The organism is Methanocaldococcus jannaschii DSM 2661 (genome assembly GCF_000091665.1).
Taxonomy (GTDB): domain Archaea; phylum AGJL01; class Methanococci; order Methanococcales; family Methanocaldococcaceae; genus Methanocaldococcus; species Methanocaldococcus jannaschii.
In genome coordinates, this window is record NC_000909.1 from 999,238 (window position 1) to 1,026,185 (window position 26,948).

Sequence of the window (26,948 nt, forward strand, 5' to 3'; positions counted from 1 at the left end):
ATGTCCAACAAAAAGAAACAATTAACTGTAATGGGGACTGTTTGGGATTTCTGGTCAGTGTTAAAAATGTTTGACAAACTTTATGAATCAAAATATATTTCATTTTATGAGCCATGGTTAAAGGGCGAAATTGACAAAGAAAAGATAATACTATTTAACGAAAAATCTAAAAATCCTCTACTTTGGCCGTTTAAAATTTTAAAAAGAACTTATAAGATACTAAAAATTATTAGAGAATTCAAGCCAGATTTAGTTATAACCCATCATGATGATGCAAATGTTTCAATAATTCCAGTAATATTATTAAATAAAATTTTTAAAATATCCAACAATACTAAATTTATTTTATGGGTTAGGAACAACCCAATAGAATCATATAAAGAAGGTCTTTATTCTAAAATTATTATACTGGCATATAAATATTTTTATAAATATGCAGATATTATAATTGTTCAAACACAGGAAAATAAGAAAATAATAGAATCTCATTTTAAATCATTAAAAAATAAAACTAAAATTGTTCCGAATGTTTATGAAATTGATAAACTTCAACAACTATCTAACGAACCATTGGAAAAACAATATCGAAATATCTTTAAAGATTCTTTTGTATTTATAAATATTGGAAGATTAACCGAACAAAAAGGACAGTGGTTTTTAATCAGAAGTTTTAAAAGGGTTACTGAAAAATACCCAAACGCTAAACTAATAATTCTTGGAGATGGGGAGTTAAAAAATAAACTTCAAGAATTAATAAATAAATTAAACTTACAAAATAATGTTTATCTTTTAGGCATGCAGAAGAATCCATTCAAATTTTTAAAGCATTCGAATTGTTTTGTTTTCTCATCTTTGTGGGAGGGATTACCAAACACTGTTATAGAGGCGTTATCGTTAAACCTCCCTGTAATATCAACTGATTGTAAAACTGGTCCAAGGGAAATCTTATGCCCAGAGTTAAATATAAGTGATAAAATCGATTATCCTTATTATGGAAAGTATGGGATATTAACTAAACCATTTTCAAGAGAGTTTATATGGCAAGATTTAAATGAAAAACCTTTAATCGAAGAAGAGAAAATGTTAGCTGATTTAATGATTAAGATGATTGAAGATGAAGATTTGAGAAAGAGATATTCTAATGGGTTAGAAAGAGCTAAGGATTTTGACATTGAAAAGATAATTAAAGAATGGAAACTATTAATTGAGGGAACAATATGATTGTAGAAATATATAACTTTAATTTCATTAGAATTAACGAAAAAGAAATAAAATTATTTTATAACACATATCCACCATTAAAAAAATTAGAGTGTTATCTTGATTTTATAAAGGAGTTAGTATCTAACTCATACAAAAATAACAAATTTATTAAAAAGGATGAGTTTGAGCATTTAGTATATAACACTTTCTTATATTTTTTAATTAATTGGGATAACCTATATCACACAAATCAAATGCCATTCTATATCTGGTATAATTTTAAAGAAAGAGTTGATGATATATTAAAATCAGAAAAAGATATAACATTTATTTTAAATCAGAAATATGTAAATATTGATTATTTTGGAAAATATTTAAAAAAATTTACCAATAATATAAAATCAAAAAATAAAAATAGAATAGTGGATTATATTATGGAAAATTTTCAAGGTAATTTAATTATGCTATATTTTTTAGTTAGAAAAATAATAATGAACAAAAATAACAATTACAGGTTTGATATATTATTTATAACAGATTACGACAGATATTATGGAAATAATAGATTTTTTGGTAATCATTTATTTAAGAATGAAGAGTTTAAAAAACTATTAAAAAATTTTGATATTAATTTAACAGATAAGAATTACTCAATTTTATTTACTAAGTATAATTTTATCAATTTGCCAAAATATATTAAAGATTACTATAAAAAGAGACAAGATTACCTATTTATTGAAGATATTTTAAATTTAAAGTTGGGTTTTGATATATTGCTAAACTCTTCTAAAATTTTTAAAAAAGTAAATTTAACTAACTACAATGATGAACATGAAAAGTTTATTCATACAATGTTTAATATATTCTTAAAACATAAATTACCTTTTGTTTTATGGTTCTATTTATCTATAAAGGATTATATCTCAAAAACCAATATTAAATGTATTGTTGGGGACTCTGAAAGAAACTTCATGTTTTATCTGTGCAATATTTATAGGTTGTGGAGAAAAAATATAAAAACTATCGCCTTTAGTCATGAGGTAATTAACAATAACTATATCCATCTTCCAATATCGGAAAAATATAGTTGTATTCCAGATTGTAAATTAGTTTGGAACGAAAATATAAAAAAACTCTTAATTGATAAATATAACTTTCCGAAAGATAAAGTTATTGTCTTTCCAGACCCAAGATTCTTATATTGGAAAAAATATCCTAAAAAAGAAAAAACGATATTATTTGTATCTCAAGGTTATCCTGAATTTTATGAAGAGATATTTAATACTTTTAGAGATAAAAAATTAATAAATACTTTAATCGAACATGGTTATTCTTTCTACTTTAAACCTCATCCTGGAGAGTATTTGAATGATTTCTCAATTAGAGAGTTAGAAAAATTAAAAAACATAAAAGAAATAAAAATAATAAATGGACTTAATTTTGTTCCAGAATATACAATAGGGATGAGTTCAACAATGATTTATGAACTTTTAAATGCTGGAAGTAAAAGTTTCTTCTTAGAATCCAATGCAAAAGAAACATTTATGATGGATGATAAAGAATTTAAAAAATATTTTAGAAAAAATTTAAAGGAAATATTTTTTGAAATTTTAAATAAACAATTATAAATAACTAATTTCTTTTAATATTTTTTTAATTTTCTCTTTATTTAAAAATTTGGCATCCTTCGAATTATAAATTATCTTATTATTTTTATTTCCATCTACTCCATAAGGATAAACAACAAACATATCTTCTAACTCTTCTAAGTTATAAATTTCTTCTTCGATAATTAACTCTTCATATAGTTTTTCACCAGGCCTCTTTCCAATAATTTTAATTTCAATATCTTCTGGTTTATATCCATATTTTGGAGCGAGTTCCTCAATAACAACCTCAATTAAATCTTTAATTCTAACAGAAGGCATTTTTAAAATGAATATTTCCCCACCTTTAGCCAAATAACAAGCTTTTAAAACTAATTTAACAGCTTCATTAATAGACATTATAAATCTTGTCATATCTGGATGGGTTAAAGTTACAGGCCCTCCTTTTTTTATTTGTTCTTTTAGTAATGGCAGTATGGAACCTCTTGAATTTAGAACATTTCCAAATCTAACAACAGAAAAAGCCGTTTTTCTCTTTCCTTTATATAAATTTGCTGAAATTGTTAATCTTTCAGCCAATAATTTGGTAGCGCCCATAACATTTACTGGATTTACTGCCTTGTCTGTGCTTATTGTTATAAATTTTTCAACTTCTTCATCCATTGCTACTTCAATCAAATTTTGAGTTCCAATAACGTTAGTTTTTACAGCTTCAAATGGGTTGTATTCGCAGAGGGGAACGTGCTTTAATGCAGCTGCATGGAATACAACATCTACCTCCTCAATAGCTCTTTTTAACCTATCCTTATCCCTAACATCCCCAATAAAACATCTAATTTTCTCTGAATTTAGCTCATGTTCTAATTCAAACAATGCAGTTTCATTTATATCTAATACTCTAATTGTTTTTGGATTAAATTTTAATAATGTTTTTACTATTTCTTTACCTATTGAGCCAGTTCCTCCTGTAACGAGAATAGTTTTATCTTTATAAAAATTTGATATATCTTGAAACATTTTTTCACCTTATTATAAATTCACTTCGTATATCCATTCGTTTTCTCTACCTTTTTTAGTTTTTTTGAATCCTAATGATTCAAAAAGTTTAATGGATCGAATGTTGTTTTCTAATATTCTCGCATGTGCTTTTTTATATCCTATATTTTTCAACCACTTAAGCACGAGTGAAACTGAATGTCTTCCAATATGTTTACCCCATAAAAAGAACTCCCCAATGAGTATTCCAATTTCTGGATTATCAGTATTCAATTGTGAAACATTTACACTACCTACTTTTCTAATTGTATTATTTTCTCTAAGTAGTATTATCCAATCTACCCTATTCTCACGAGACATCCACCAAGAATAGTGTTCTTCCCACTTTAGGGGTTCTTTTTGAATATAAAAAAATTTATATATTAATGGATTAGATCTCCATGCCATTAAAAGTTCGAGATCATTATCGGTAATTTGTCTAATTATAATTTTGGAATCTTCACCAATTTTTTTACAATTATATATATTAGTTATAGCTTCAATAATCTCAAATTTCCCTTTTCCTATATGTAAATCAGTATGCTCTGCATCTATAAAATATCCTTCTTTTAAAGGATTCAAATGAGTTTTAGATATTTTCTTTAAATAATCATCATAACATTCTCTTTGTAATTCATTTTGATATAAAACGACCACTGGAATCCCTAAGAATAGTGCTTCAAACATCGTCATTCCTGGTGATGTTATAATTAAATCATTATCTTTCATAAGTTCAGCCATATTATCTATATTTTTGTAGATTTTTATTTTATCTGATTTACTATACCTTTTTAATAAATTATTCAATTCGTCTTCATATTGGAACTTAGGTCCAAGAACAACGTTAATATTAAAATCTCTATCTTTAGACAGAAGCTCTTCTAATACCTTACAGGTTAAATTTGATGGATCACTTCCACCAAAAGCTATTAATATGTTTTTTGTCTCTTTATTTTTACTTCTACTCAACATTTCTTTTTTAACCTTATAAAACTCATTTCTTAAAATCAAATACTTCGGTCCATAAAAATATAAAGTTTTATTTTCTTCATCAAAATATTTTCTGTTTTTTAATTCACTTCCAACTATTGCATTAACCACAATATCAGCATATTTATTTGATGAAGGATTTGGATTATCAAAAAATATCAATTTTTTGCATAATTCTCTTATATTCTTTGCGAAATCCTCTTCAATACCTAAATCATCAATAATAACAACATCTGGCTTTATATTTTTAATGTTTTTTAAGATATCATTATTATCGCTACATTTTATAACTTTAAAGCCATTTTCTTCTATTTTTTTAATCACATCCTCATCACTTTTCGTAAAGAATATAATTTCATTAACATTAAACTTTCTTAGTTCATTTGCTAATGATAATGTCCTATAAACATGCCCCATCCCCATCTCAACACTGCCATCAGTAATGATAGCAATCTTCATTCCTCCACCTCTCTATATGATTTTTGTCTTACATTTGAATTTATATTTTTTATTTGAGGGTTTTTATCTAAAAAATCTATAATTTGTCTAATATCTACATTAATCAAATCAAAATGTTTTTGTAATTCTAAATAAAGTTTAAAGTCCTTTATAGTATCAATTGTTAATCTAATACCCTCTCTTTTGAGATATTCTGGAGGTTCTAAATAAAAAACCTTAAATAAATTTGGATTTTCATAAATATAAGGAGTTACATGTTCTCTTTGATATTTCTCTTTTGCATTTTTCCATGCTTTCTCTAATGCATCAAAGGTAAAAACCTCACTACTTAAACCCAAAATAATATTTTTTGTTGATACATAATCAAAATTATTTTTTAATAAATATTCGACTTGTTTATCGATTAATTCAATAGATGTTAGTGGATTATCCCCAGTTATCCTAACGATAACATCCCCACTATAAAACTTAGATGCATTATAAAACCTATCCAACACATCCTTTTCAGAACCTCTAAAAACATTGACTCCTAAACTATTACAAAGCTCTACAATTGCATTATCTTCTTTTTTAATTGTTGTTGCGACAATAATATCATCTAATTTTTTAGATTTTTTTAATCTTTCTAAGAGAATCTCTAAAATACATCTATCGCCAAGTTTCAATAATACCTTATTTTTTAATCGTTTTGAACCTGTTCTTGCTTGGATTATACCTATTATTTTCATGTTATTCCCTCTTCTTTATAACTCTTGCAGGAACTCCAACAGCTACTGAATATGGGGGAATATCTCTTGTAACAACACTTCCAGCTCCAATAACAGCCCCTTCCCCAATTTTAACCCCTTTTAATATTTTAACTCCTGTTCCAATCCAAACATCATCTCCAATTTCAATAGGCTCTGAGACCATTTTCTGATTCCTTATTAATTCTCCTTTTTTAAATCCATGGTCTCCATCAATAATATGAACATGACTTGAAATTAAAACATTACTACCAATTGTTATTTTTTTAGTAGCATTTATTATTGAAAATGAACCAATTCCACAATTATCTCCAATCTCTAAAATCCCCTCTTCAAAAACGTTTAATCTAACATACGGTTCACAGTGAAAGTTCTCTCCAATAATGATTTTTCCATTGCCTCTTGCTGCTATTTCTACATCCCTTAAAAGAATCCCACTTTTGATTATTATAGTAGAGCTGTCATATTTTCTAATATGGATTTTTCCAAAATTATGAACCTTCAAAGGATTTATACCAAAAATAGACAAATATATCTTCCCAAAAACAAAAGAAGGGGCAAATTCCAAAGCCCTCATAATTTTTTTTGGATCTTTTAAAGTGTTTTTTAACAATTTAATCATGCTCAATCCCCTAATAAATCATCCCAGTATATTATATCATCCTCTTCTTTATCGTTTTTGATTTTTCTGTTTAATATTATGCTCAAATACTTTGTTTCAATACCTCTCCCCGGTCTTTTAAATGAAATATTATCAACACTTAAGTATTCTCCTTTTTTAATATTTCTTTTTGCTACAATACTTCTTCTTGCTTCAACAATAACGTCTCTTTCAGAAGGCATTGGTATCTTTTCCCCACTTCCAAGCATTTTTTCAACTAATCTTATGTTATTAACCATTTCCTTAAATTCTTCTGGGTCTGCTGACAAAGCATGATCAGGACCTTCCATATTTTTATCTAAGGTAAAGTGCTTCTCAATAACATCCGCTCCTAAGGCAACAGAAACTACTGGGGCGAGTATTCCCAATGTATGGTCAGAATATCCCACAGGGATATTGAATATACTTTTCAAGGTTTTAATAGCGTTTAAATTGACATCTTCATAAGGGGTTGGGTAAGATGAAATACAATGCAATAAAATAATATCCCTGCATCCATTATTTTCTAAAACTTTAACTGCTTCCCAAATTTCCCCAATATCAGACATTCCTGTAGATAAAATCACCGGCTTGCCTGTTTTTGCCACTTTTTCTAATAAGGGATAAAAGGTTAAATCACCAGAGGCAATTTTAAATGCAGGCACATTCATTTTATTTAATATATCAACATATTTTAAATCTAATGGTGTTGAGATAAACATAATTCCAATTTTTTCTGCATATTCTTTTAGTTCATAGAATTCCTCCTCTGACAGTTCTAAACTTTTAAATAGTTCATAATATTCTGATTTTTTGCTTATGAAATCCTCAGTATGGTAGGATTGGAATTTTATTGCATCAGCACCGCATTTTTTTGCCTCTTTTACTAACTCTTTACCTATATCGATATCCCCATTGTGATTTAATCCCCCCTCTGCAATAATAAATGTTGGCTCACCTTTACCAACATATCTATCTCCAATTTTTATCTTTTCCATAATATCATCCTCATCTGTTCTCAGAAACAATTTTTTTAACCGCATTAACTACATCAATTACATCATCATCAGTCATTTTTGGATATATTGGCAAGGAAATCTCTCTCTCATAAACCCACTCTGCATTTGGAAAATCACCTTTTTTATATCCAAAAGTTTTCCTATAAAATGGATGCAAGTGTAATGGGATAAAATGAACACTTGTTCCAATATTCTGTTTTTTTAACTCTTCAATAAATTTGGTTCTGTTTATCTTCAATCTATCGATATTTATTAACAACGGATATAAGTGCCATGCATGTTTAACATGTTTTTTTATGGTTGGAGTTATTAACCCCTCAAGATTTTCAAACTCTTCATTATAAATTTTAGCGATTTCTTCTCTTCTTTTTCTCATTATCTCTGCTTTTTTTAGTTGATGTATTCCGATTGATGCTTGAATGTCGGTCATGTTATATTTATAACCACACTCGATAATCTCATAGTACCATGAGCCCTCGGATGAGTATCTTTTCCAAGCGTCTCTACTTATCCCATGTAGTCGCAGTATTTTTATTTTTTCTGCAATCTCTTCATTGTCAGTAGTAACCATTCCCCCCTCCCCAGTGGTTATATTTTTTGTTGCATAAAAGCTGAATGATGTTGTATCTCCAATAGTACCTATTTTTTTTCCTTTATACTCTGCCCCCAATGCATGTGCAGCATCTTCAATTACATATAAATCATAGTCTCTTGCTATTTTTAATATTTCATCCATTTCACATGGATGTCCTGCATAATGGACAGGAATTATTGCCTTTGTTCTCTCAGTTATGGCATTTTCTATCTCCTCAACGTTAATATTATAGGTTTCTTTATCAATATCAACAAATACGGGCTTTGCCCTTTGATGAACTATAACGTTCCCAGTTGCTGCAAAGGTATATGGTGTAGTTATGACTTCATCTTTATCCTTTATATTTAATGCAACCAATGACAGATGTAACCCGGCTGTGCATGAATTTAAGGATATTGCAAATTTACTTCCAATATAATTTCTAAACAATTCTTCAAATTTTAATGTTTTTGGACCCATAGTTATCCAATCTGACTTTAATGTATCTATAACTTCATTTATCTCTTCTTCACCAATACATGGCCTAAATGGTGGCAAAAAACTTTCTCTTATCATTTACTCACCTTTTTATAATCTTGGAGATAATATCCTTAACCTCATATATATTTATTATCTTAAGCCCAAAAATTCCTAATATATATATTCCAAAATAAACAACTCCACAAACAAATAGCTGTAATATAACATTATCAATCAAATCCTTAATGAACATAACTGGAATTAAGCTAAAAATTCCTACTAAAATAACTAAAATCCATTTTTTATTTAGAAATTGGTGTTCTAAAAGTTTATTTAAAAACCATATTTGGAAAATCCACATTATAAAGTATCCAAATACAGTAGTTATGGCTGCCCCGATAATCCCAAACTTAGGAATTAACAAAATATTAAATATTAAGTTAAAACTTGCTCCAATATACAAAATTTTTGTTGATATGTTTGGTCTTCCAATGCCATTTAAAATATTGAACCCTATGGAATTAAATGTTAAAAACATTGCCCCAAAACTTAAAATCTGTATAGCAGGGGCTGCGGATAAATACTTGGGATTAAATAAAATATTGATGATAACAGTTGGAAAATATGCCATCAAGATAGCCAATGGGGTTACAATAATCAGAGAATACAAAAAAACTTTCTCAACACCATAACTTAATGCCTTTTTATAACCCTTTTCCCATAACTCAGAACTCATAGGGAAGAGAACTGCTCCAACAGAAAAGGCAAAATAACTTAGAATATTAACAGTTGGCATAGCAACATTTCTATAATCGGCAACTGCATTTAAGCCAGTAAAATAGGTTAAACAAATCCCATCTAAGTATCCCAATATCAAACTTCCCGCATAACCTATCATCACATACATCCCATAAGAAAACAAATTCCTAATTAATTTCCTTGAAAATATAACTTTTTCTTTAGCAAACTTTGGAAATATTTTTTTAACTACAATATATCCATAAATAATAATCATAACAACAGCCATCAAAAGGTAAGATACGGAGGGAACATAAGCGTTATGAACATTAAAAAGATAAATAAAAATTAATGAAAAGATAAAAACGCTTAATATTCTAACGACTCTTGTTGAACTTGCATAATTCTGAAGTTGAAAGCCTGTTAATATATTTGAAAAAAACGCTACGATACTATCTAAAAAATAATATCCCATTGCCATAATGATTAAAATATTAATAACTAAATCCAATCTTCCGGTAAATTGCCCTTGATTGTTAATATAAAACTCTGCAATATATGGTGCAAAGATAACTACTAAAAATGCAACAATAAATGCTAAAATTGTTTGCAAAATTCCTACAAAAACGATTGATGATTTCAACATATCTAATCTATTCTCTGCTAAATATTTTGGAATATACCTTATAAGTGCCTGATCTAAACCAAAAGCCCTAAAAACTACTAACATACTAAAAAAATCTAAAACAGCATAAAATAGTCCAACATCTAACTTAGGAATTTCATTTGCATATAAAACTCTAACTAAATATGCTATTGGAGCAGCTAAGAAATATGAAAGAAGATGCCAACTTACGCCTTTAACTGCCTTTTCTTTATAACTCAACTAATACCACCTAATTAACTAATCTCTCAAAAATCTTTTTATATTCCTTAACTGACTTCTTCCAGTTAAAATTCTCTTTTATAAAATTTTTTGCATTTTCACCATAAATTTTCCTTAAATTGTTGTTTTCTATTAATTTAATAATTCCTCTTTTAATCTCTTCTGGAGAATTGTCTTTCAATAAAATGCCATTATATCCATCTATAACTACTTCGTCAGCCCCCTCATAGGGACTTGCAACTATCGCTTTGCCGCAACACATCGCTTGCAGTAAAGAGCTTGATAAGCCCCCTCCTTTGTATGAAGAGTGAATATAAATATCAGATGCCTTCACAATTGCAATTGCTTTCTCAAAATCAACTTTTCCAGTGAAATAAATGCCATTATTTAAATAATTACCAGCCAATTTTTTTAACCTCTCTAAATCCTCTCCATATCCAACAACAATTAAAATTATTTTTTCTTTTAAATCTTTTGGCAAATCAACATAAGCTTTTATAATATTTTCAACCCCTTTCCACTTATATAACCTCCCAACAAAACATAGTTTTATTTTATTTTTAAATTTTTCCTTGATTTTTTTATCTTCTCCAATACTCTCAATTTTTTCAATTTCTAAACCCCTATAGATTATTGGAATATCTTTGTCATTAACAAAATTCTCTAATATGAAGTTTTTAACTGCCTTAGATATTGCTACAACATAATCTGCCTTTTTAAATATTAATTTTCCAATGGTTTTATCATAGAAATAAGATAACTTATTTTTAAATTCACTCTCCAACTTAACAAATGCACTACCATGCTCGACATGAATTAACTTCTTCTTTTTAAATCTCAATTTTGCGAAAATAAATCCTAATAAAGTATTTGAAAAAAACCTTGTCCTTGTCATTACAATATCAAAATCAATTTTATATAAATTAAAAAACATTCTCCAAAATTTTATATTGAAAATATTTGGAACTGGATAATTTGGAATAATTTCAAATGCTGGATATCTATAAACTTTGACATTGTTATGTCTTATTTCAAATTCCTTATACTTTGGAATGTTTGGTGCAAATATATAAATATCGTAATTTTCATCTTCTGAAAGATGTTTAGTAAATTCATCTACATGAGTTTCTAATCCACCAATATGTGGAATATAATATCCTGGAAAGATAATTAATTTTATTTTTCTCATAATACAACCCTTAAGGTTTGTAGGTTATGTATCCTTATGTTATTTTTCATAACTTTATAAAATTCACAATATTTCATGCATCAACTTTTTCTTTAACATTATTTTAAATTTTCTTAATTTTTAGCACTTCTTATAAATCAAAAAACAAATAATCAACAAAGCATAAATCATTAATTTAAAATCTATTGGAGTTTTAGCCGGCTCATTTATATAAATATCTTTTAGGACATAATATGGGTGATAATTTTCATTTCCAATTAAATTCATCCCTTCAACTTTTAAAACATTTTCTCCATCTTTTAAATAATTTGTTATATCTATAGAGGCATTTTTCTTATATGCAGGAGAGGCATCATTGGAATCATCAATTGTATATGCTAAATTTCCATTTAAATAAATATTTACCTTCATACTTTTGTTTATATTGCCATAATGAACAAAACTGAGTTTATAGGAATAGTTTTCAGCTTTATTAATTTTAAATGTTATTGTTTTAATAGGATTGCTCTCACTAACTTTTATATAATCAAAATAATAACCAAAACTACTACTTAAAAATAAGAGGAGCACCAATATTATCAAATATTTTCTCATAATACTCCCCTTTCAATAATTTCCCAAAACTTATCTTTTTCCCAATTACCGAAATATACATACTTCCCTCTTAGATTTAAATAATTTAAAGATAATCCATCTTTTAAATAAATAAGTTTAGGAACTTTTGCATAAACAGAAATATCTCCTTTATCAACAAATATAAAAAATGGCTTTAAGAAATCAACTTTTTCAGATGAATAAGCGATATTAACCAATGTTGGATAATATTTTAATTCAATCCCCTCCCCAAACAAACCTAAAATCTTATCCCATACTGATTGTTTAACGTATATATATTGACATTCAAAATTTTTGTTATTAAACTTTAAGTTAAAGTAATTTATCTCATAGTTCTCTAATTTTTTATTAAATAGAGTTATTTTCTTTGCCAATTTCTTCTTATACTTTTTAACATCCTTCTCATCAGGTAATTCCATGTTAATAATTAATTTTTTAACTTTCTTTTTCTTACCAATCTTATAAAGTCCATTTAAAGCAGAAACATACTCTTTTAAACAAACTCCTCTAAAATAATATTCCTTCCCAAAAATTAATTGGGGAATATAACTTATGTATTCTTTAGGGACAAAGTTTATACATCTTTTTAGAAATTCATTGCCTAATTTTATCTTCTCTTTATATGTTAAAGAATTCAATGTAATTCTTGGAGATAGCCCAATACTCTTTAAAAATAAAATACTCTCTTTCTCCCCCCTAAATACGGGAATTTCATTGAAAAATAATAAACTTTTAAATAATGGGTAGTTCTTTCCATAAAATGACAAATCATCTTTCTTAATAATCCCAAATTTATTTAAATTTAAATTTTCAAGTTTCTTAAATTCATTCAAATAAGTTAATTTTAAGATATAAGCAAAATCTTTGGCATCCTCATAGTTCAATATAATCTCATCACAAATTTCATCAAATGCCATAAAACTTCACTTATTTAATATTTATTTAACTCCAAATAGTAGTTTTATTAGTTCTATAGCGTTTGGATTTGTTAATATATAGAGTAGTATCAAAATCACAAATCCAACTGTCATTTTTTTGTCTAATTGATTGAATCTATTATCAACATACCTTAATATTCGTTCTTCTGCAAGCATTATATCTTCTTTTGTAGCCAGTTCATTCTTTAGCTCGTCTTTTAACTCATGCTTAACAATAATTTTTTCTTCTTTAATAACTTCTACAACTGCATTATACAGTTCTTCCGCTCTTTTTTCATCCTTAATATATTTAGCTATAATTTCATATAACTTAGCATAGGCAATAGCCATAATTCCACCAAAATATATCATCTAATCAGCTTTAATTACTAACTTTCCATCTTTAATCTCCAATGACCCTTCTTCTATTAACTCAACTATTATTTTGGAGTATTTTTTAGCTTTTTCTTTATCTTTAACTTATTCAAGCATTAATTTATATAATTCATTATAGATACTCATGATTTCACCAAAACCGTTATTTAGTTATATACTCAAAGATTTTATCAACATCAATCTTCTCATCCTCTTTGTCAATCTTATACTTTTTAAAGTATCTTATTACGTTCCAAATGTCCCTCTTTAAGTAAAATTCAGCATCTGGATGGTATTTAGGAACTGCCTGAGGCCAGTCAATAATAACAAAATCCCCATTTTCATCTAATAAAATATTAAATTCACTCAAATCTCCATGTATATAGCCAATTTCATAAGCCTTTTTAACCTCTTCAATAATTTTCCAGAATAAATCTTTAATCTCCTCTTTACTCATAAATTCTGATAAATCTAATCTCTTTAACTCTTCTCCAACAACTTTACCCATAATAATTGCATGTCTATTCCATTCTATTGGTTCAGGGACTTTAACTATTGGAAATAACTCATTTAAAATCTCAAACTCTCTCTCAGCTGTTAATCTTGAAACATAGAGCCAACTTATATGATGTTTATCAGCCAAATATCCTCTATACCTCTTTCCTCTTGTAAAGCAAGTTCTTCCATGTTTATGAAATTTTAAAACCGCCTCTCTCCCATCACTCAGCAAGACAGTATAAACATCCCCCTCCTTACCAACTCCCAACTTATTACCTATGGCTTTTAAGATACCTTTTTTAACAAAAGCATTTATTGCAAGGGCATCATAGCCTCCCATTGAGACAGCATAACCATAAGTGCTCCTCACAACAAATCCAAATTTGTTCAACCTCTTTAATCTGTAAAGCACGTCCTTTTCTGGCATCTTCGCCTTTCTAACAATCTCATCTAACGGCACCCACTCATGATGTCTCATTGACAGCTCTATAATTTTTAATATTTTAAAATCTTCATCCTGTGCCTGTCTTAATGCTTCAATTAGTTTTTTAATTATGATTATCCCCTCCTTATTGGATTTTTTAATTTATTTAAAACCAAATAATAGTTTTATTAATTCTATTGCGTTAGGATTCGTTATGATTATAGCAAATAAGATTATCAACTGAACAATTAAAAGTTGATTGAATCTGTTATCAACATATCTTAATATTCTCTCTTCCATTGCCTTCATTTCTTCTCTAACTAAATCAATATCTTTCTTAGTCGCTAATTCATCTTTCAACTCATCCTTTAACTCATTTTTAACAATAACTTTGGATTCTTTAATAATCTCTATTATAGCATTATATAACTCATCTGCCTCTCTTTCATCCTTAATCTTTTTATGAATTAATTCATACAACTTAGCATAAGCAATTGCCATAATTTCACCAAATCTTTAAATCATATTATTTAATTTTTTTGCTATAAAACCATTTCTAAACTTATCATTTCAATAAACTCTCAATCGTCTTAACGTTAGCCATTCCCTTTCTCTCTGTCTCTTCCCATTCATTTTCTGGGATTGAATCAGCTACAATTCCAGCACCAACTTGAATATATCCCTTATTTTTCGAGATTACAAAGGTTCTGATTGTTATAGCCAAATCCATTAAATCATCCCATCCGAAATAGCCAACTCCCCCACCATAAGGTCCTCTCCAAGTTTTTTCAAGCTCTTCAATAATCTCCATCGCTCTGACCTTTGGTGCTCCACTTAAAGTTCCCGCTGGGAAGGTAGCTTTTACAGCTAAGAATGAATCATAATTGTCTTTTAACTCCCCAACAACATTACTTACTATATGCTGAACATGGGAGTATTTCTCAATAATCATGAAATCAGTAACTTCAACAGTTCCAAATTTTGATATTTTTCCAATATCATTCCTTGCTAAATCTACAAGCATAACATGCTCTGCCCTCTCTTTCTCATCACTTAACAGCTTTTTCTCTAACTCTTTATCTTCTTCTTCTGTCTTACCCCTCCTAATTGTTCCAGCTATAGGTCTTGTTATAACCAGCCTTTTATTATCTTTATAATCTGTCCTTACCAAAATCTCTGGTGATGAACCTATAATCTTTCTGTCTCCAAAATCTAAGTAATACATGTATGGGGAAGGATTTATCTCTCTAACTTTTTTGTAAATTTTCAAGTGGTCTAAGTTATCTAAATCTATCTCTATCCTTCTTGATAAAACCACTTGGAAGATATCTCCAGCAAAAATGTATTCCTTAGCTTTTTTAACCGCCTCAATAAATTCCTCTTTGCTCATGTTAGATTTTATTTTTAAGTCCTTATTTTCTGTAGTTTTTTCTTCTTTATTGTCATTATTTCCAATTTTTGCATTTTTTATAATTCTTTCAAGTTCTCTAATACCTTCATCATCCTCTGCTATTAAATTAATTACTTTCTCTTTTAAATCAAATGAAATAAAGTCCTTAACAATAAAGAACTCTGCATCTGGAAATTTTAAATCATTTATTGGCTTTGGGTTGATATTTGATAAATCTATCCAGTATCTGATAATATCATAGCTTAAATACCCAACTAAACCCCCCTTAAATCTTGGTATTGGCTCAATGTTAGATATATCAATGTATTTAAGATATTCATTTCTAACCTCTCTTAAAGCGTCTAAGGGACATTCGTATTTCCCTTCTAAATCTTTAGCTTTATCTCCAAATTCTGTAAAGCTTTCAACTTTCAGCTTTCCATTTTTAAATATTACTTTTCCTTCAGCTTTTCCTAAGATTGAGTATCTTGCCACCTTTGGAACTCCTTCAGCTGATTCTAACAAAAATGTATTCTCTCCCCTAATTTGCTCATAAACATCTAATGGACAAACATCCATTTTTATTTTTTTAATTATCATTAAATCACCTATTTATCCAAAATTTCTTTTATGGCATACCATTTCTTTACCGATGTAGGCTTAATTATCCCATTAATAACGTCATAAAACAAAATCTCATTTTCAATTAAAAATTTTATATATTTCATTTCCTCTTTTTTAACATCTTTTTTATAGTTAATTTTTATTTTATCCTTAAATTTAGAAAGGACTTTATAAATCTCTTCTTCATTTAAATCGGAAGTATCTATTAAATATTTTATCCCATCCGCTTCAATATTTATCCATCGTTTTATAGTTTCTTCAACTGATAATCCTAATTTTTTATTATTTATTAATTGAGAAATCTCATAAGGTAATGATAAATAATTTAGGCAATAATCTATTTCTTTTTTATTAAATCCTTCTTCTTTTAGGATTTTTTTAATATCATCTTTTTTTAGCCAGTCTATTAGATAATACTCTGATGCTTCTGATAGAGAAGAGTTTCTATAGACATTATCAATAAATAAAGTATCAGATGTTAAACAAATAACATGGCATAGATGTTCCATCTTAGTTAAAGAGACAAATAAATTAAATAGTTCGTTTAATAAAGATTTTCCACTATTGAAGTAAATATTTTTTAATTTTTGAAGTTCATCTATGACCAAAACAGGCCTTTTTCCATCTTTTATAACTGTATTTATGCTCTCATTTATTTTAGCAAAAACATCATTTAGTTTTATGTTGTTAAAATCAAAATTTTCCTCTATACCAAACTTAAAGATTTTCAGATTAATTTCTAACTTATTTAATAGATATTTTTTATCTGATTTTTCAAAAAATATACTCAAAAACTCATCTTTTGTGGGGGTCGCATATTTTCTTAGATTGTAGTAGAAAAAGACAATATTACTATTTTCCAATTCTTTAATAACTCTCATCATTACGGTAGATTTACCTGATGATTTGGGACCATAAACAAATAATATAGAGTTTGGTTCTAATTGAACATAATTCTTTAGATAGTTAAGTTCTTTCTCCCTATTATAAAATCTCATATTATCACCAAAAGGTTAAAAAATTAAAGAAATTTATTCATCCTTCTTAGGCCAAGTTATCAATTGAGGAACTTCTGGAAGCTTTTTAATCTTCTTCTTTATTATTGGATGCCAGTCATCAAAATTAAATCCATATTGAGCTAAATAACCAACAACCCATCTTGTTATTCCATATCCAGTACAACCAGTCCAAACTCTTCTTCCTTTATAATCTTTAATTCTAAAGCCCTCAACGAAGTGTGTTCCATGCACATTCGCTGATGTAACAGCAACTCCCTTCCTCTCATCTTTTATATGCGGTAACCACAACCTCATCTCATACTTTGGCACGTCTGGGAATTCTATTCCTCTATCCTCCTTTTTTCTACCCTCCAAATAGAATGGGTCATCTCCAACCTCAACCCAATACTCTAAATCAAGCTTTTCAGCTAATTTTTCAGCATATTTTAATGTTTTGTCTCTTGTTTCTTCAACAAACTCTGGACTTCCAATCCAAACACACTCAACCCTCAAGAATTCATTAACTCTGTCTAAACCTCTTGCCCCTCCTCCTTCCCATCTATAAGTCCATCCACTTCTATCAAAGAACATTATTGGTTTATCAACATCAATAACCTCTCCCTCAAAGAATTGATAGAACGGCTCACACTGAGCTGGGGCTAACACATAACCTGGATCTCTCAATAGATTTTTTAATTTTTCAATTGGAATCTCTTTTTTAATCATCATCTCATTTACAAACTCTTTAAAAAGCTCTGGCTCCCTCTTTGGTGGGCATACGTAATACATTCCCTCTGGTAAGCCCTCTAAATATCTCATCTTATACATAATCTCCAATGGAATGAGTTTTGGGAATAGGCATTCTTGAAATCCAATCTTTTTAACAACTTCTTCAACTATTAACTCCTCTAAAGCTCTAAACAATGCTGTTATTGGTGGAGTATAGAACCACTGTCCTCTTCCTGGGAATTTTTTAACCCATCCAAGTTTTTCAGCAACATCTGTTGGGTCTTTATCAAATGTTATTTTTCTCTTTGCCTTATATTCACTAACTATTGTTCCAGGTGGAATTTTACAAACTTTGAATGTTAAATCCTCTTCTTCTTTCTCCAACTCTGTTTTTACGAACTTTATTGCTCTATCTATAATGTTTCTTTTTAATTCACTCTCTCCAATGTCCTTAAAAGTTAAGATAATTTTGTTTCCTTCAACTTTTGCCTCACACTCTGGAACTTTAATGCCTTCTAATTTTTTAGCTTTATCTTCATCTGTTTCAATTGTTATTACATAATTATCTATCTCAATTCCTCTAACTCCAATTCTAAAGTTTCTTCCCAATTTTTCAGCTAACGGCTTTCTCAATCTAATTAATCCTTCATGAGCTCTTGTGTAAGTTCCAGAGGCAATTTTTAATTTTAAAATGTTTCCTTCAAACTCATAGCTTTTTATTTTTGATGCCTCATTTTCTTTACCCTTTGGAACACCTTTTAAGAATATGCTGTCTGCATTTTTTAAAACTTCCTCTACAGCATTTTTTGCCTCCTCACTTAACTCTTTACTAAATATTATCTTCCCATCTAAATCAAATGTGAGTTTCATTTTATCACCAATAACACTCTTATTGTTTTTATTGAATTGATAATTAGGTATTTATGTTTTTTATTGTGTTTTTAGAAATACAGTTTAATTTAATATTTCTCATTTTTAGGTTCTTTTAGAATATTTCTTTCAACGATATAAAACATTATCGCACCAAACAAAACAATTGAGAAATATGATATTAAACGATATAAAATAAGGACTGCAAAAGCTCCACTATAATCTATATTTTTTAGTTTTAATATATAAATTAATGCATATTCAACGACCCCTAATCCAGAAGGTGTTAAAGGGATAGCAGTTAATAACGAAGATGCTAAATCAGAAAATACTCCAAATAAGATTTCTAAATTTAGATTTAATGATAGAAATATAAAATAGACAGTTAGTCCCTCAATAAACCACCCAGTAAATGATAAAGTTATTAATAAAGGAAGGGTATTTAGTTTCACCGCTTTTAAGCCCTTTTCAAAGTTCATCAATATTGCCTCTAATTTTTTATTTTTTAAATTTATCTTACTATTAACTATTAAAAAACCAAAAATCAAAATAATCAAGAATAAGATTATAATAACCCCCCATTTTATTGAATAAAGAATTTCCTTTGGAATATCTGATTTAAATGATAAATAGGCAGAGATAAATAGAAGAGAAATCATAGCTACTAAATCAAAAACTCTTTCAATGAAAACAGTTCCAACTCCTAAAGATATTGATTCATTTGTTTTCTTTTTTAATAGATATCCTCTATAAACATCCCCTAACTTAGCAGGAACTAATGAATTTATAAACATTGAAAGATAATATATTAAAAATATATTAAAAATGCATCTTTTAATTCTAAATCAATGTTGGTATTTTTAAAAAGATTTTCCAACGATAACTTTTAATTAGGATTGAGATATAAAACATTACTACTGCAAAAAATAATAAAAAATGTTTGTTTTTTTAAAATTAACACTAATTTATCTAAATCAATTTTTGATAATATGTATAAAATTATGCCCAACGATATAACAAAAGAAACTATTGTTCTTTTATTTAAAATCTGTCCCTCTAAGTCCATCTTATCCCCTCAAAAAATATAATATCGTTGGAAATATTAAGACGTTCATCATATTTGATAAATTAGTGTTACTTTTCACTGCTAAAAGCCCTATATAAATTGCAGTTAAATAAACAATAATATGATAAATTAAGTAAGTGTTATAGCTTCCAATAATTACTACAAGTGAGCAGAAGATAATAAAAAATAACGATAAAAATTTAAAATTAACTTTTCTAATGAAAAGAAGAATATATTTTGATAAATTTAACAAGATAATTATGGCTATTGTAGAAGATATCAAAATAGAAAATATTGCTGTGTTTATATTAATATTGGCATTTAGTAATTGTATCGCCCTTGCAACTCCACTTCTTCCAACTCCAATAAAAATAACTGCCAATAGGGAAAAAACCTCATTAGACAAAATAATACTCCCTTGAGACACTATAAAGTTTTTTAAATCCCTTTCATTTAAAATTTTACTTAAAATATAGTTTAACTGAGCTCCACTTATTCCAGGCAAAAATATTCTAAAAAATCCAGCTACAGATGCAAAAAATGATGATTTTAAAAACTTTAATTCAAAATCAGGAAATGCCATCATCTGACTTTTTATTTTGTATGTCTTTAAATTATTTATAAGCAGTGGAATTCCAAACATCCCAGTAAATATTGCCGTTAAGGTTATATTAAATGCTTCACTGCAATATAAAACTGCAATTCCAAAAATTCCTGATAGAAATATAACCAAAACCTCCCAAACTGATTTTGCTGTAAAAATTTGATATAGAATAAAGGCAATTAAAATAAAAGGGATAAATATTTTAATTGAGCAGTAAAATGCCCTAACATCAAAATGCAAAATTGACATTAAAAATAAACTTATGAGTATTGAAAAAACTACTCCTAAATAACTTCCAAATCCAGCTAATACAATAGCTTCATATCCATTTCCATTTAAAGTTAATTTATGCATTGGTAAAGCAGAAACAGCAGTTTCATCATCAGGGACTCCTAAAAAAGCAGAAGGGATAAAATTTATAAAGTAGTGAGTAATAACCAAACCAATTAAAAATGGGATATAATTGTCTAATCCAAAATAAGGTAAAATTAAGAATGATAAAGCAACAATATTATTTGGATGAATGCCTGGAAATAAACCAGTTATAGTTCCGCAGATTATACCTAAGATTAAATATAGGAGATTTAGCATTGTTTCACTCTGTTTTAAGTTTTTTAAAATTAAAAATGAATGTAATAATAAAGTTTAAAGTTAGTGACAGTGTGATTATGATATTCCTTTTTTATTAGTTCTTTACTACACTCTTTAACGACTTTATAAAAGAATAATCCATATTTATAGTTTAAGTATTCAATATAGTTTAGTACATTATGCTAAAACTACTTCAATTAAAGCAACCCAATCATCTTTAAATAAAACTCTAAACAAATAAAACCATATAACACTCGTCATAATAAATAGCACTACAGAGAAATAAAGTATCCCTTTCATTGTATCTAAATTGAGTAAATCACAAAATTTAGCACAGAGATAAGCATATAATGGAAGATAACCTGGCATTCCACCAATCATTGAAGAGCTCTCTAATGGATTCCCTCCATCTCTAATATGCCAAATAACACCCATCTGATAATAGTAGTCTCCACCATATATTGGGGACGGTAAAGACTTAAACTCTGAGATTCCATTATATTGTATAAATACTCCAAGAGCAATATATAAAACCAATAATAAAATTGGTATCTTATGTTTGATATTCATAATCTTTCCCTCCATGTTCTAAATTATTAAATTATAACTATAAATTATAACTATTCAAGTTTAATATTTAAAATTTAATTAAGGTCTTATCACATCAAATCAAAAACATATCAAAAATTTAATTGGGTATTGCGGATATAAAATCTTGTTGGTGATAAAAATGCTATTTAAATATCAAATAAAAACCAACAAAAGAGAGGAATTGGTAGATATAACTCCTTATATAATATCAGCAATCTCCGAATCAAAAGTTAAAGATGGAATAGCAGTTATCTATGTTCCTCACACAACCGCTGGAATAACTATAAATGAAAATGCAGACCCATCAGTAAAGCATGATATTATAAACTTTCTCTCTCATCTTATTCCAAAAAATTGGAATTTTACACACTTAGAAGGGAATTCAGATGCACATATAAAAAGCTCTTTAGTTGGCTGTTCTCAGACAATTATTATTAAAGATGGAAAGCCATTATTAGGAACTTGGCAGGGAATATTTTTTGCAGAGTTTGATGGGCCGAGAAGGAGAGAGTTTTATGTGAAGATAATAGGTGATAAATAATTATTTCATTGTGATATCATGAAAGAATTTATTATAAATAGACTAAAAAAATTTACAATTGAAGATTTAATGAGATGTATTTTAGGATTGCAAGAGATTGAAATAAGAGTTTATTTTGACCTCTTAGAAAATGGAGAGGGTAGTGTGTTAGAGATAGCTGAGAGAGTTAATAGAGACAGAACTACTGTTCAGAAAGCTTTAAGAAGTTTGATGAATTGTGGTTTAGTTGATAGAAGAAAAGTGACGGAGAAAGTTGGGTATAAGTATATATATAATGCTGTTGATTTGGATAGGGTGAGCGATATTATTGAAGAGTTGTTGGATGATTGGTATCAGAATGTTAAAAAATGGCTAACCTATTTTAGAGAAAACAGGAAATGAGAAAAACTATTAAAACCTATTTCTGATAAAATACATTAGGTCAGAATTTATGTCCATAGGTGAGAGAGTATGAAAGTTATAGGGATAAGTGGTAGTCCAAGACCTGAAGGAAATACAACCCTATTAGTTAGAGAGGCTTTAAATGCTATTGCTGAGGAAGGAATTGAAACAGAATTTATCTCATTAGCTGATAAAGAATTAAATCCATGTATCGGATGTAATATGTGTAAAGAGGAAGGAAAATGCCCAATAATTGATGATGTTGATGAAATATTGAAGAAGATGAAAGAAGCTGATGGAATTATTCTTGGTTCGCCAGTTTATTTCGGAGGAGTTTCAGCTCAGTTAAAGATGTTGATGGACAGGTCAAGACCTTTAAGAATAGGATTTCAATTAAGAAATAAAGTTGGTGGAGCTGTAGCAGTTGGAGCAAGTAGAAATGGTGGGCAAGAAACAACAATTCAACAGATACACAACTTTTTCTTAATCCATTCAATGATAGTTGTTGGTGATAACGACCCAACAGCTCATTATGGAGGAACTGGAGTAGGAAAAGCTCCTGGAGATTGTAAAAATGATGACATTGGATTAGAAACAGCAAGAAACTTAGGTAAAAAGGTAGCTGAAGTTGTTAAATTAATTAAAAAATAAAACACTTTTGTGTTATTTGATATTTATTTTTTACCTTCTCTTTGTAATTTACAATTTTTAATTATAAAAACTAATTTAATGTGATAATATGATAAATGCTAAAACAAAGGTTATTGGGTTGATTGGACATCCTGTAGAACATTCTTTCTCACCAATTATGCACAATGCAGCTTTTAAAGATAAAGGATTAAATTATGTTTATGTTGCATTTGATGTGTTGCCAGAAAATTTAAAGTATGTAATAGATGGGGCTAAAGCCCTTGGAATAGTTGGATTTAATGTAACAATCCCTCATAAAATAGAGATTATGAAGTATTTGGATGAGATAGATAAAGATGCTCAATTAATTGGGGCTGTTAATACTATAAAAATAGAGGATGGGAAAGCAATCGGCTATAATACTGATGGTATTGGGGCGAGGATGGCTTTAGAGGAAGAAATTGGAAGAGTTAAAGACAAAAATATAGTTATTTATGGAGCTGGAGGGGCTGCAAGAGCTGTAGCATTTGAATTAGCAAAAGATAATAACATAATAATAGCCAATAGAACCGTTGAAAAAGCTGAAGCATTAGCTAAAGAAATAGCAGAAAAATTAAATAAGAAATTTGGTGAAGAAGTTAAATTCAGTGGATTAGATGTGGATTTAGATGGAGTTGATATAATAATTAACGCTACTCCAATAGGAATGTATCCGAATATTGATGTTGAACCAATAGTTAAAGCAGAGAAGTTGAGAGAGGATATGGTGGTTATGGATTTAATTTATAATCCATTGGAGACGGTTTTATTGAAAGAGGCAAAAAAAGTTAATGCAAAAACAATAAACGGGTTAGGAATGTTGATATATCAGGGAGCAGTTGCATTTAAAATATGGACTGGTGTAGAACCAAATATAGAAGTTATGAAAAACGCAATAATTGATAAGATAACTAAATAAAAATATTTAATAAATTTAATAGAGGATGGATAACATGGGTAAAGATAAAAATATACTAAAAATAAGAGCAAATTTAATAAAATATATTGATGTGGATGAAATAGAAGAGTTACCAAAAGTAAAAGTTAAGAATGTTGAAGAATTTCTTGAAGCGCATAGAGTCCTTGGGAAACACGTAATTTGCAGATATAAAGATAATTTAGAAGACATATTTTTCTTTGTTGATAATGGGGTTATATTTTATATTCCTTCTGATGGATTCAAAACATTGGAAGATTTAATTGAAGCAAAATCTTTAGGATTAAGTGCTGAGGAGTATTATGAATACTTAGAGTTTGGAGATATCAACGAATATAAAAAATACAAATCATCTGGATTTAAATCTATAGAAGAGTATAAAAAGGCTAAAGACCTTGGTTTTATTGGAGGACTTGAAGAACTTGTAAAAGAAGGAATTGCACAAAGATTGGACGATAAATATATAATAGAATATTTATATTATGGAATTTTGGAGAATCGGGAATTTTCAAATGATGCTGAACTATATTACTTTGCAATAGAAAAAGGTTTTAGTGATTTTGATGAATTAAAAAATGCGTTAAAAGCAGGTTTTGGAGACGCTAATGAATATAAAGATGCCTTAAATAGAGGATTTAAAGATGCCTACGAATACAACGATGCATTAAGTAAAGGGTTTAGAGATGCTGATGAATATAAGATAGCAAAAGCTATAGGGGTTAATAGCAAAAAAGAACTTGAAGAATATATGGAATTAAAAAGAATCTGTGAAAACTTTGGATTAGAAACATTTGAAGAAGGATATTTATTGAAAGTTCTGATGGATTTAAAAATAGATGAAGAAATTACATTAAAAGAATTATACAACAAACTAAAAGAAAAAGAACGACTAATGAAAATAAAGAAAGATGTATTAAATAAGCTTGCTAATCTTTCATCACCTTCATGGTATTCAACAAGATTTACAACAGTAGATGATTTAGAAGAATATTTGGTAGATAGTGAGATTGTTTCTTATCTTGGAGAATATATTAAAGAGGAAAAGATATTTAGAAGAATTTATCCACCAAAACCATCAAGAAGAATTGTTATTATAGATGCTATAAGTGTTTTAAATAATATGCACAATCTTTCACCAAACTCCATAGAAAATCTAATCAAAAAGATTAAAAATGCTGGATTTAAGAATATTATCACAGTGATGGATACAGTAACATATTATAAAATCAAAGGAAAAGACATTTGTAGATTTTTAGCCAATGAATGCAATATTAAAGTTTCTAAATCAAAAGATGAAGCTTATAAACTCATAATTGAATATATCAAAAACTTTGGTGCTTTAGTTATAAGTAACGCCTCATTTAAAGACTACATAATAAAAGATTCAAAATTGTTCTATAAAGATATTAAAGAATATATCATCCCATTCATAGTTGAAAATGGAGAGATTAATTTAGATATTGAGTTATTGAGAAAGCTATATACTGAAGTTGTTACAAAAAGAATTGAAAAGATAAAATCAAATGTGGTATCATGAAGGTTAGAATTAGGGACTTTATAGAAACGACTGAAGGTTTATATTTTGCAGTAAATACCTATGCCCATCCAAAAAATAAATTTTTTGCATTTTTAAGATATGTCCCATATGAGTTTGTAGATTTTAAAATAGAAGATAATAACATTAGAGAGATTAATGGAAGAAAGTATATAAAGATGGCTGAAAGCAAAATTGCCTATAAGTTTTTAGAGGAAAAATTTAGCAAATACTTATATTATGATGAAACAATCAATGTTTTAATGCATGCTATTCCAAAAGAAGATGTTAAAAGAATTTTAAGACCAAAAGAAAGATTAAATGAAATTATTAACGAAGAAAATAATTTAAATGAATTAGAAGAAAAATGTAGGAAATTAGCTCTAATATTGGAAGATTATGGAGTTCCAATTAAAAGCATGGGAGTTAGCGGATCTTTATTGTTAAAATTAAACAACAAAAATTCAGATATTGACTTTGTAATTTATGGAAAAGATATGCACAAAAAAGCAAGAGAAGCATTAAAGCAGGCATTTGAAGATAATAAGTTAAAACCACTATCTGATGATTTTTGGAAAATTGCCTATAAAAAAAGGATTAAAGATAAAACTTTAACCTACGAAGAATTTGTATTCTATGAAAAAAGGAAATATAACAGAGGAATTGTGGATAACACAATGTTTGACTTATTATTTACAAGGGAATGGGATGAGATAACTGAAAAATATGGAGATAAGAGATATAAAAACTTAGGATTTGCAAAAATAGAGGGAAGAGTTTTAAATGATGATTTTGCCTTTGATAATCCAGCAGTTTATAAAATAGAGTGCTACAATGATGAAGATATAAAGGAAGTTGTTTCTTTCACTCACACCTATGCTGGGCAGTGCTTTAATGGAGAGGAGATTGTAGCAAGAGGAAAGTTGGAGGAGGTTATTGATAAAAGTGGAGAAAGATATAAGAGGATTGTTGTAGGAACTACAAGAGAGGCGTTTAATGAATACATAAAAATAAAAAGATAAAATAGG

28 protein-coding genes are annotated in these 26,948 nt (G+C 28.1%); 8 read left to right on the top strand and 20 right to left on the bottom strand.

The annotated features are described in order from the left end of the window. Complete coding sequence (locus tag MJ_RS05680) at window positions 1–1,221, top strand: glycosyltransferase (RefSeq protein WP_010870572.1); 1,221 nt, start codon at window positions 1–3, stop codon at window positions 1,219–1,221. After that, window positions 1,218–2,831, top strand: a complete 1,614-nt coding sequence (locus MJ_RS05685) for a glycosyltransferase family protein (protein ID WP_010870573.1) — start codon at window positions 1,218–1,220, stop codon at window positions 2,829–2,831. Before MJ_RS05680 ends, MJ_RS05685 begins: the two co-directional genes overlap by 4 nt. On the opposite strand, the gene MJ_RS05690 is transcribed toward MJ_RS05685, so the two are convergent. The 20 genes from MJ_RS05690 to MJ_RS05785 form a co-directional block, all read right to left on the bottom strand. Next, window positions 2,826–3,827, bottom strand: a complete 1,002-nt coding sequence (locus MJ_RS05690) for a UDP-N-acetylglucosamine 4,6-dehydratase family protein (RefSeq protein ID WP_010870574.1) — start codon at window positions 3,825–3,827, stop codon at window positions 2,826–2,828. The two genes, MJ_RS05685 and MJ_RS05690, sit on opposite strands and share 6 nt — an antisense overlap. A 12-nt stretch (window positions 3,828–3,839) precedes the next feature. Then, window positions 3,840–5,294, bottom strand: a complete 1,455-nt coding sequence (pseG, locus tag MJ_RS05695; RefSeq protein WP_010870575.1) for a UDP-2,4-diacetamido-2,4,6-trideoxy-beta-L-altropyranose hydrolase — start codon at window positions 5,292–5,294, stop codon at window positions 3,840–3,842. Then, window positions 5,291–6,022, bottom strand: coding sequence for a cytidylyltransferase domain-containing protein (locus MJ_RS05700; RefSeq protein ID WP_010870576.1), 732 nt, complete (start codon window positions 6,020–6,022; stop codon window positions 5,291–5,293). Before MJ_RS05700 ends, pseG begins: the two co-directional genes overlap by 4 nt. A 1-nt stretch (window position 6,023) precedes the next feature. Then, window positions 6,024–6,662, bottom strand: coding sequence for an acyltransferase (locus MJ_RS09865; RefSeq protein ID WP_064496715.1), 639 nt, complete (start codon window positions 6,660–6,662; stop codon window positions 6,024–6,026). A 2-nt stretch (window positions 6,663–6,664) separates the two neighbouring features. Next, a complete protein-coding gene (locus tag MJ_RS05710; protein WP_010870578.1) occupies window positions 6,665–7,678 on the bottom strand; it encodes an N-acetylneuraminate synthase family protein in 1,014 nt (337 codons plus the stop codon). 10 nt (window positions 7,679–7,688) lie between these two features. Next, window positions 7,689–8,849, bottom strand: coding sequence for a UDP-4-amino-4,6-dideoxy-N-acetyl-beta-L-altrosamine transaminase (pseC, locus tag MJ_RS05715; protein WP_010870579.1), 1,161 nt, complete (start codon window positions 8,847–8,849; stop codon window positions 7,689–7,691). 4 nt (window positions 8,850–8,853) lie between these two features. Then, window positions 8,854–10,377, bottom strand: a complete 1,524-nt coding sequence (locus tag MJ_RS05720) for a flippase (protein WP_010870580.1) — start codon at window positions 10,375–10,377, stop codon at window positions 8,854–8,856. 10 nt (window positions 10,378–10,387) lie between these two features. Beyond that, window positions 10,388–11,566 (bottom strand): glycosyltransferase family 4 protein, encoded by a 1,179-nt coding sequence (locus MJ_RS05725; RefSeq protein ID WP_010870581.1) that lies wholly within the window; start codon window positions 11,564–11,566, stop codon window positions 10,388–10,390. A 120-nt stretch (window positions 11,567–11,686) separates the two neighbouring features. Continuing rightward, the gene (locus tag MJ_RS05730; protein WP_010870582.1) at window positions 11,687–12,160 is read right to left on the bottom strand and encodes a hypothetical protein; all 474 of its coding nucleotides are present in this window, start codon (window positions 12,158–12,160) and stop codon (window positions 11,687–11,689) included. Beyond that, window positions 12,157–13,098 (bottom strand): DHH family phosphoesterase, encoded by a 942-nt coding sequence (locus tag MJ_RS05735; protein ID WP_010870583.1) that lies wholly within the window; start codon window positions 13,096–13,098, stop codon window positions 12,157–12,159. Before MJ_RS05735 ends, MJ_RS05730 begins: the two co-directional genes overlap by 4 nt. A 21-nt stretch (window positions 13,099–13,119) precedes the next feature. Further along, window positions 13,120–13,449 carry a hypothetical protein gene (locus tag MJ_RS05740; protein ID WP_064496717.1) on the bottom strand — a complete coding sequence of 110 codons (330 nt, stop codon included), beginning with the start codon at window positions 13,447–13,449 and terminating at the stop codon, window positions 13,120–13,122. A 187-nt stretch (window positions 13,450–13,636) separates the two neighbouring features. After that, complete coding sequence (locus MJ_RS05745; RefSeq protein WP_083774546.1) at window positions 13,637–14,527, bottom strand: serine/threonine-protein kinase RIO2; 891 nt, start codon at window positions 14,525–14,527, stop codon at window positions 13,637–13,639. A 30-nt stretch (window positions 14,528–14,557) separates the two neighbouring features. Then, window positions 14,558–14,896, bottom strand: a complete 339-nt coding sequence (locus tag MJ_RS05750) for a hypothetical protein (RefSeq protein ID WP_010870586.1) — start codon at window positions 14,894–14,896, stop codon at window positions 14,558–14,560. Between the two features lie 64 nt (window positions 14,897–14,960). After that, the gene (gene trpE / locus MJ_RS05755; protein ID WP_010870587.1) at window positions 14,961–16,385 is read right to left on the bottom strand and encodes an anthranilate synthase component I; all 1,425 of its coding nucleotides are present in this window, start codon (window positions 16,383–16,385) and stop codon (window positions 14,961–14,963) included. A gap of 8 nt (window positions 16,386–16,393) precedes the next feature. Then, on the bottom strand, window positions 16,394–17,407 hold the full coding sequence (locus MJ_RS05760; RefSeq protein WP_010870588.1) for an ATP-binding protein: 1,014 nt from the start codon (window positions 17,405–17,407) through the stop codon (window positions 16,394–16,396). 33 nt (window positions 17,408–17,440) lie between these two features. Further along, a complete protein-coding gene (serS, locus tag MJ_RS05765) occupies window positions 17,441–19,006 on the bottom strand; it encodes a serine--tRNA ligase (protein WP_010870589.1) in 1,566 nt (521 codons plus the stop codon). A gap of 89 nt (window positions 19,007–19,095) precedes the next feature. Then, entirely contained in the window at window positions 19,096–19,800 is a 705-nt protein-coding gene (locus MJ_RS05770; RefSeq protein ID WP_010870590.1) for a flippase-like domain-containing protein, read from the bottom strand. A 92-nt stretch (window positions 19,801–19,892) separates the two neighbouring features. Next, window positions 19,893–20,072, bottom strand: a complete 180-nt coding sequence (locus MJ_RS09635; protein WP_064496718.1) for a hypothetical protein — start codon at window positions 20,070–20,072, stop codon at window positions 19,893–19,895. 1 nt (window position 20,073) lies between these two features. Next, entirely contained in the window at window positions 20,074–21,267 is a 1,194-nt protein-coding gene (locus MJ_RS05780; protein WP_010870591.1) for a tripartite tricarboxylate transporter permease, read from the bottom strand. A gap of 177 nt (window positions 21,268–21,444) precedes the next feature. Next, window positions 21,445–21,837: a hypothetical protein gene (locus tag MJ_RS05785; protein ID WP_064496719.1), complete on the bottom strand. Its 393-nt coding sequence runs from the start codon at window positions 21,835–21,837 to the stop codon at window positions 21,445–21,447. Window positions 21,838–21,997: 160 nt separating this feature from the next. Here MJ_RS05785 and MJ_RS05790 point away from each other — a divergent pair, with 160 nt between their 5' ends. The 6 genes from MJ_RS05790 (at window position 21,998) to MJ_RS05815 (ending at window position 26,942) form a co-directional block, all read left to right on the top strand. Then, complete coding sequence (locus MJ_RS05790; RefSeq protein ID WP_064496720.1) at window positions 21,998–22,399, top strand: secondary thiamine-phosphate synthase enzyme YjbQ; 402 nt, start codon at window positions 21,998–22,000, stop codon at window positions 22,397–22,399. An 18-nt stretch (window positions 22,400–22,417) separates the two neighbouring features. Further along, window positions 22,418–22,780 (top strand): helix-turn-helix domain-containing protein, encoded by a 363-nt coding sequence (locus MJ_RS05795; RefSeq protein WP_010870594.1) that lies wholly within the window; start codon window positions 22,418–22,420, stop codon window positions 22,778–22,780. Between the two features lie 69 nt (window positions 22,781–22,849). Next, window positions 22,850–23,431 carry a flavodoxin family protein gene (locus tag MJ_RS05800; RefSeq protein ID WP_010870595.1) on the top strand — a complete coding sequence of 194 codons (582 nt, stop codon included), beginning with the start codon at window positions 22,850–22,852 and terminating at the stop codon, window positions 23,429–23,431. 88 nt (window positions 23,432–23,519) lie between these two features. After that, entirely contained in the window at window positions 23,520–24,368 is an 849-nt protein-coding gene (aroE, locus tag MJ_RS05805) for a shikimate dehydrogenase (RefSeq protein WP_010870596.1), read from the top strand. 34 nt (window positions 24,369–24,402) lie between these two features. After that, a complete protein-coding gene (locus MJ_RS05810; protein WP_244409375.1) occupies window positions 24,403–25,923 on the top strand; it encodes a hypothetical protein in 1,521 nt (506 codons plus the stop codon). Then, window positions 25,920–26,942, top strand: coding sequence for a nucleotidyltransferase domain-containing protein (locus MJ_RS05815; RefSeq protein WP_010870598.1), 1,023 nt, complete (start codon window positions 25,920–25,922; stop codon window positions 26,940–26,942). Before MJ_RS05810 ends, MJ_RS05815 begins: the two co-directional genes overlap by 4 nt. The last annotated feature ends 6 nt before the right edge of the window (window positions 26,943–26,948 follow it).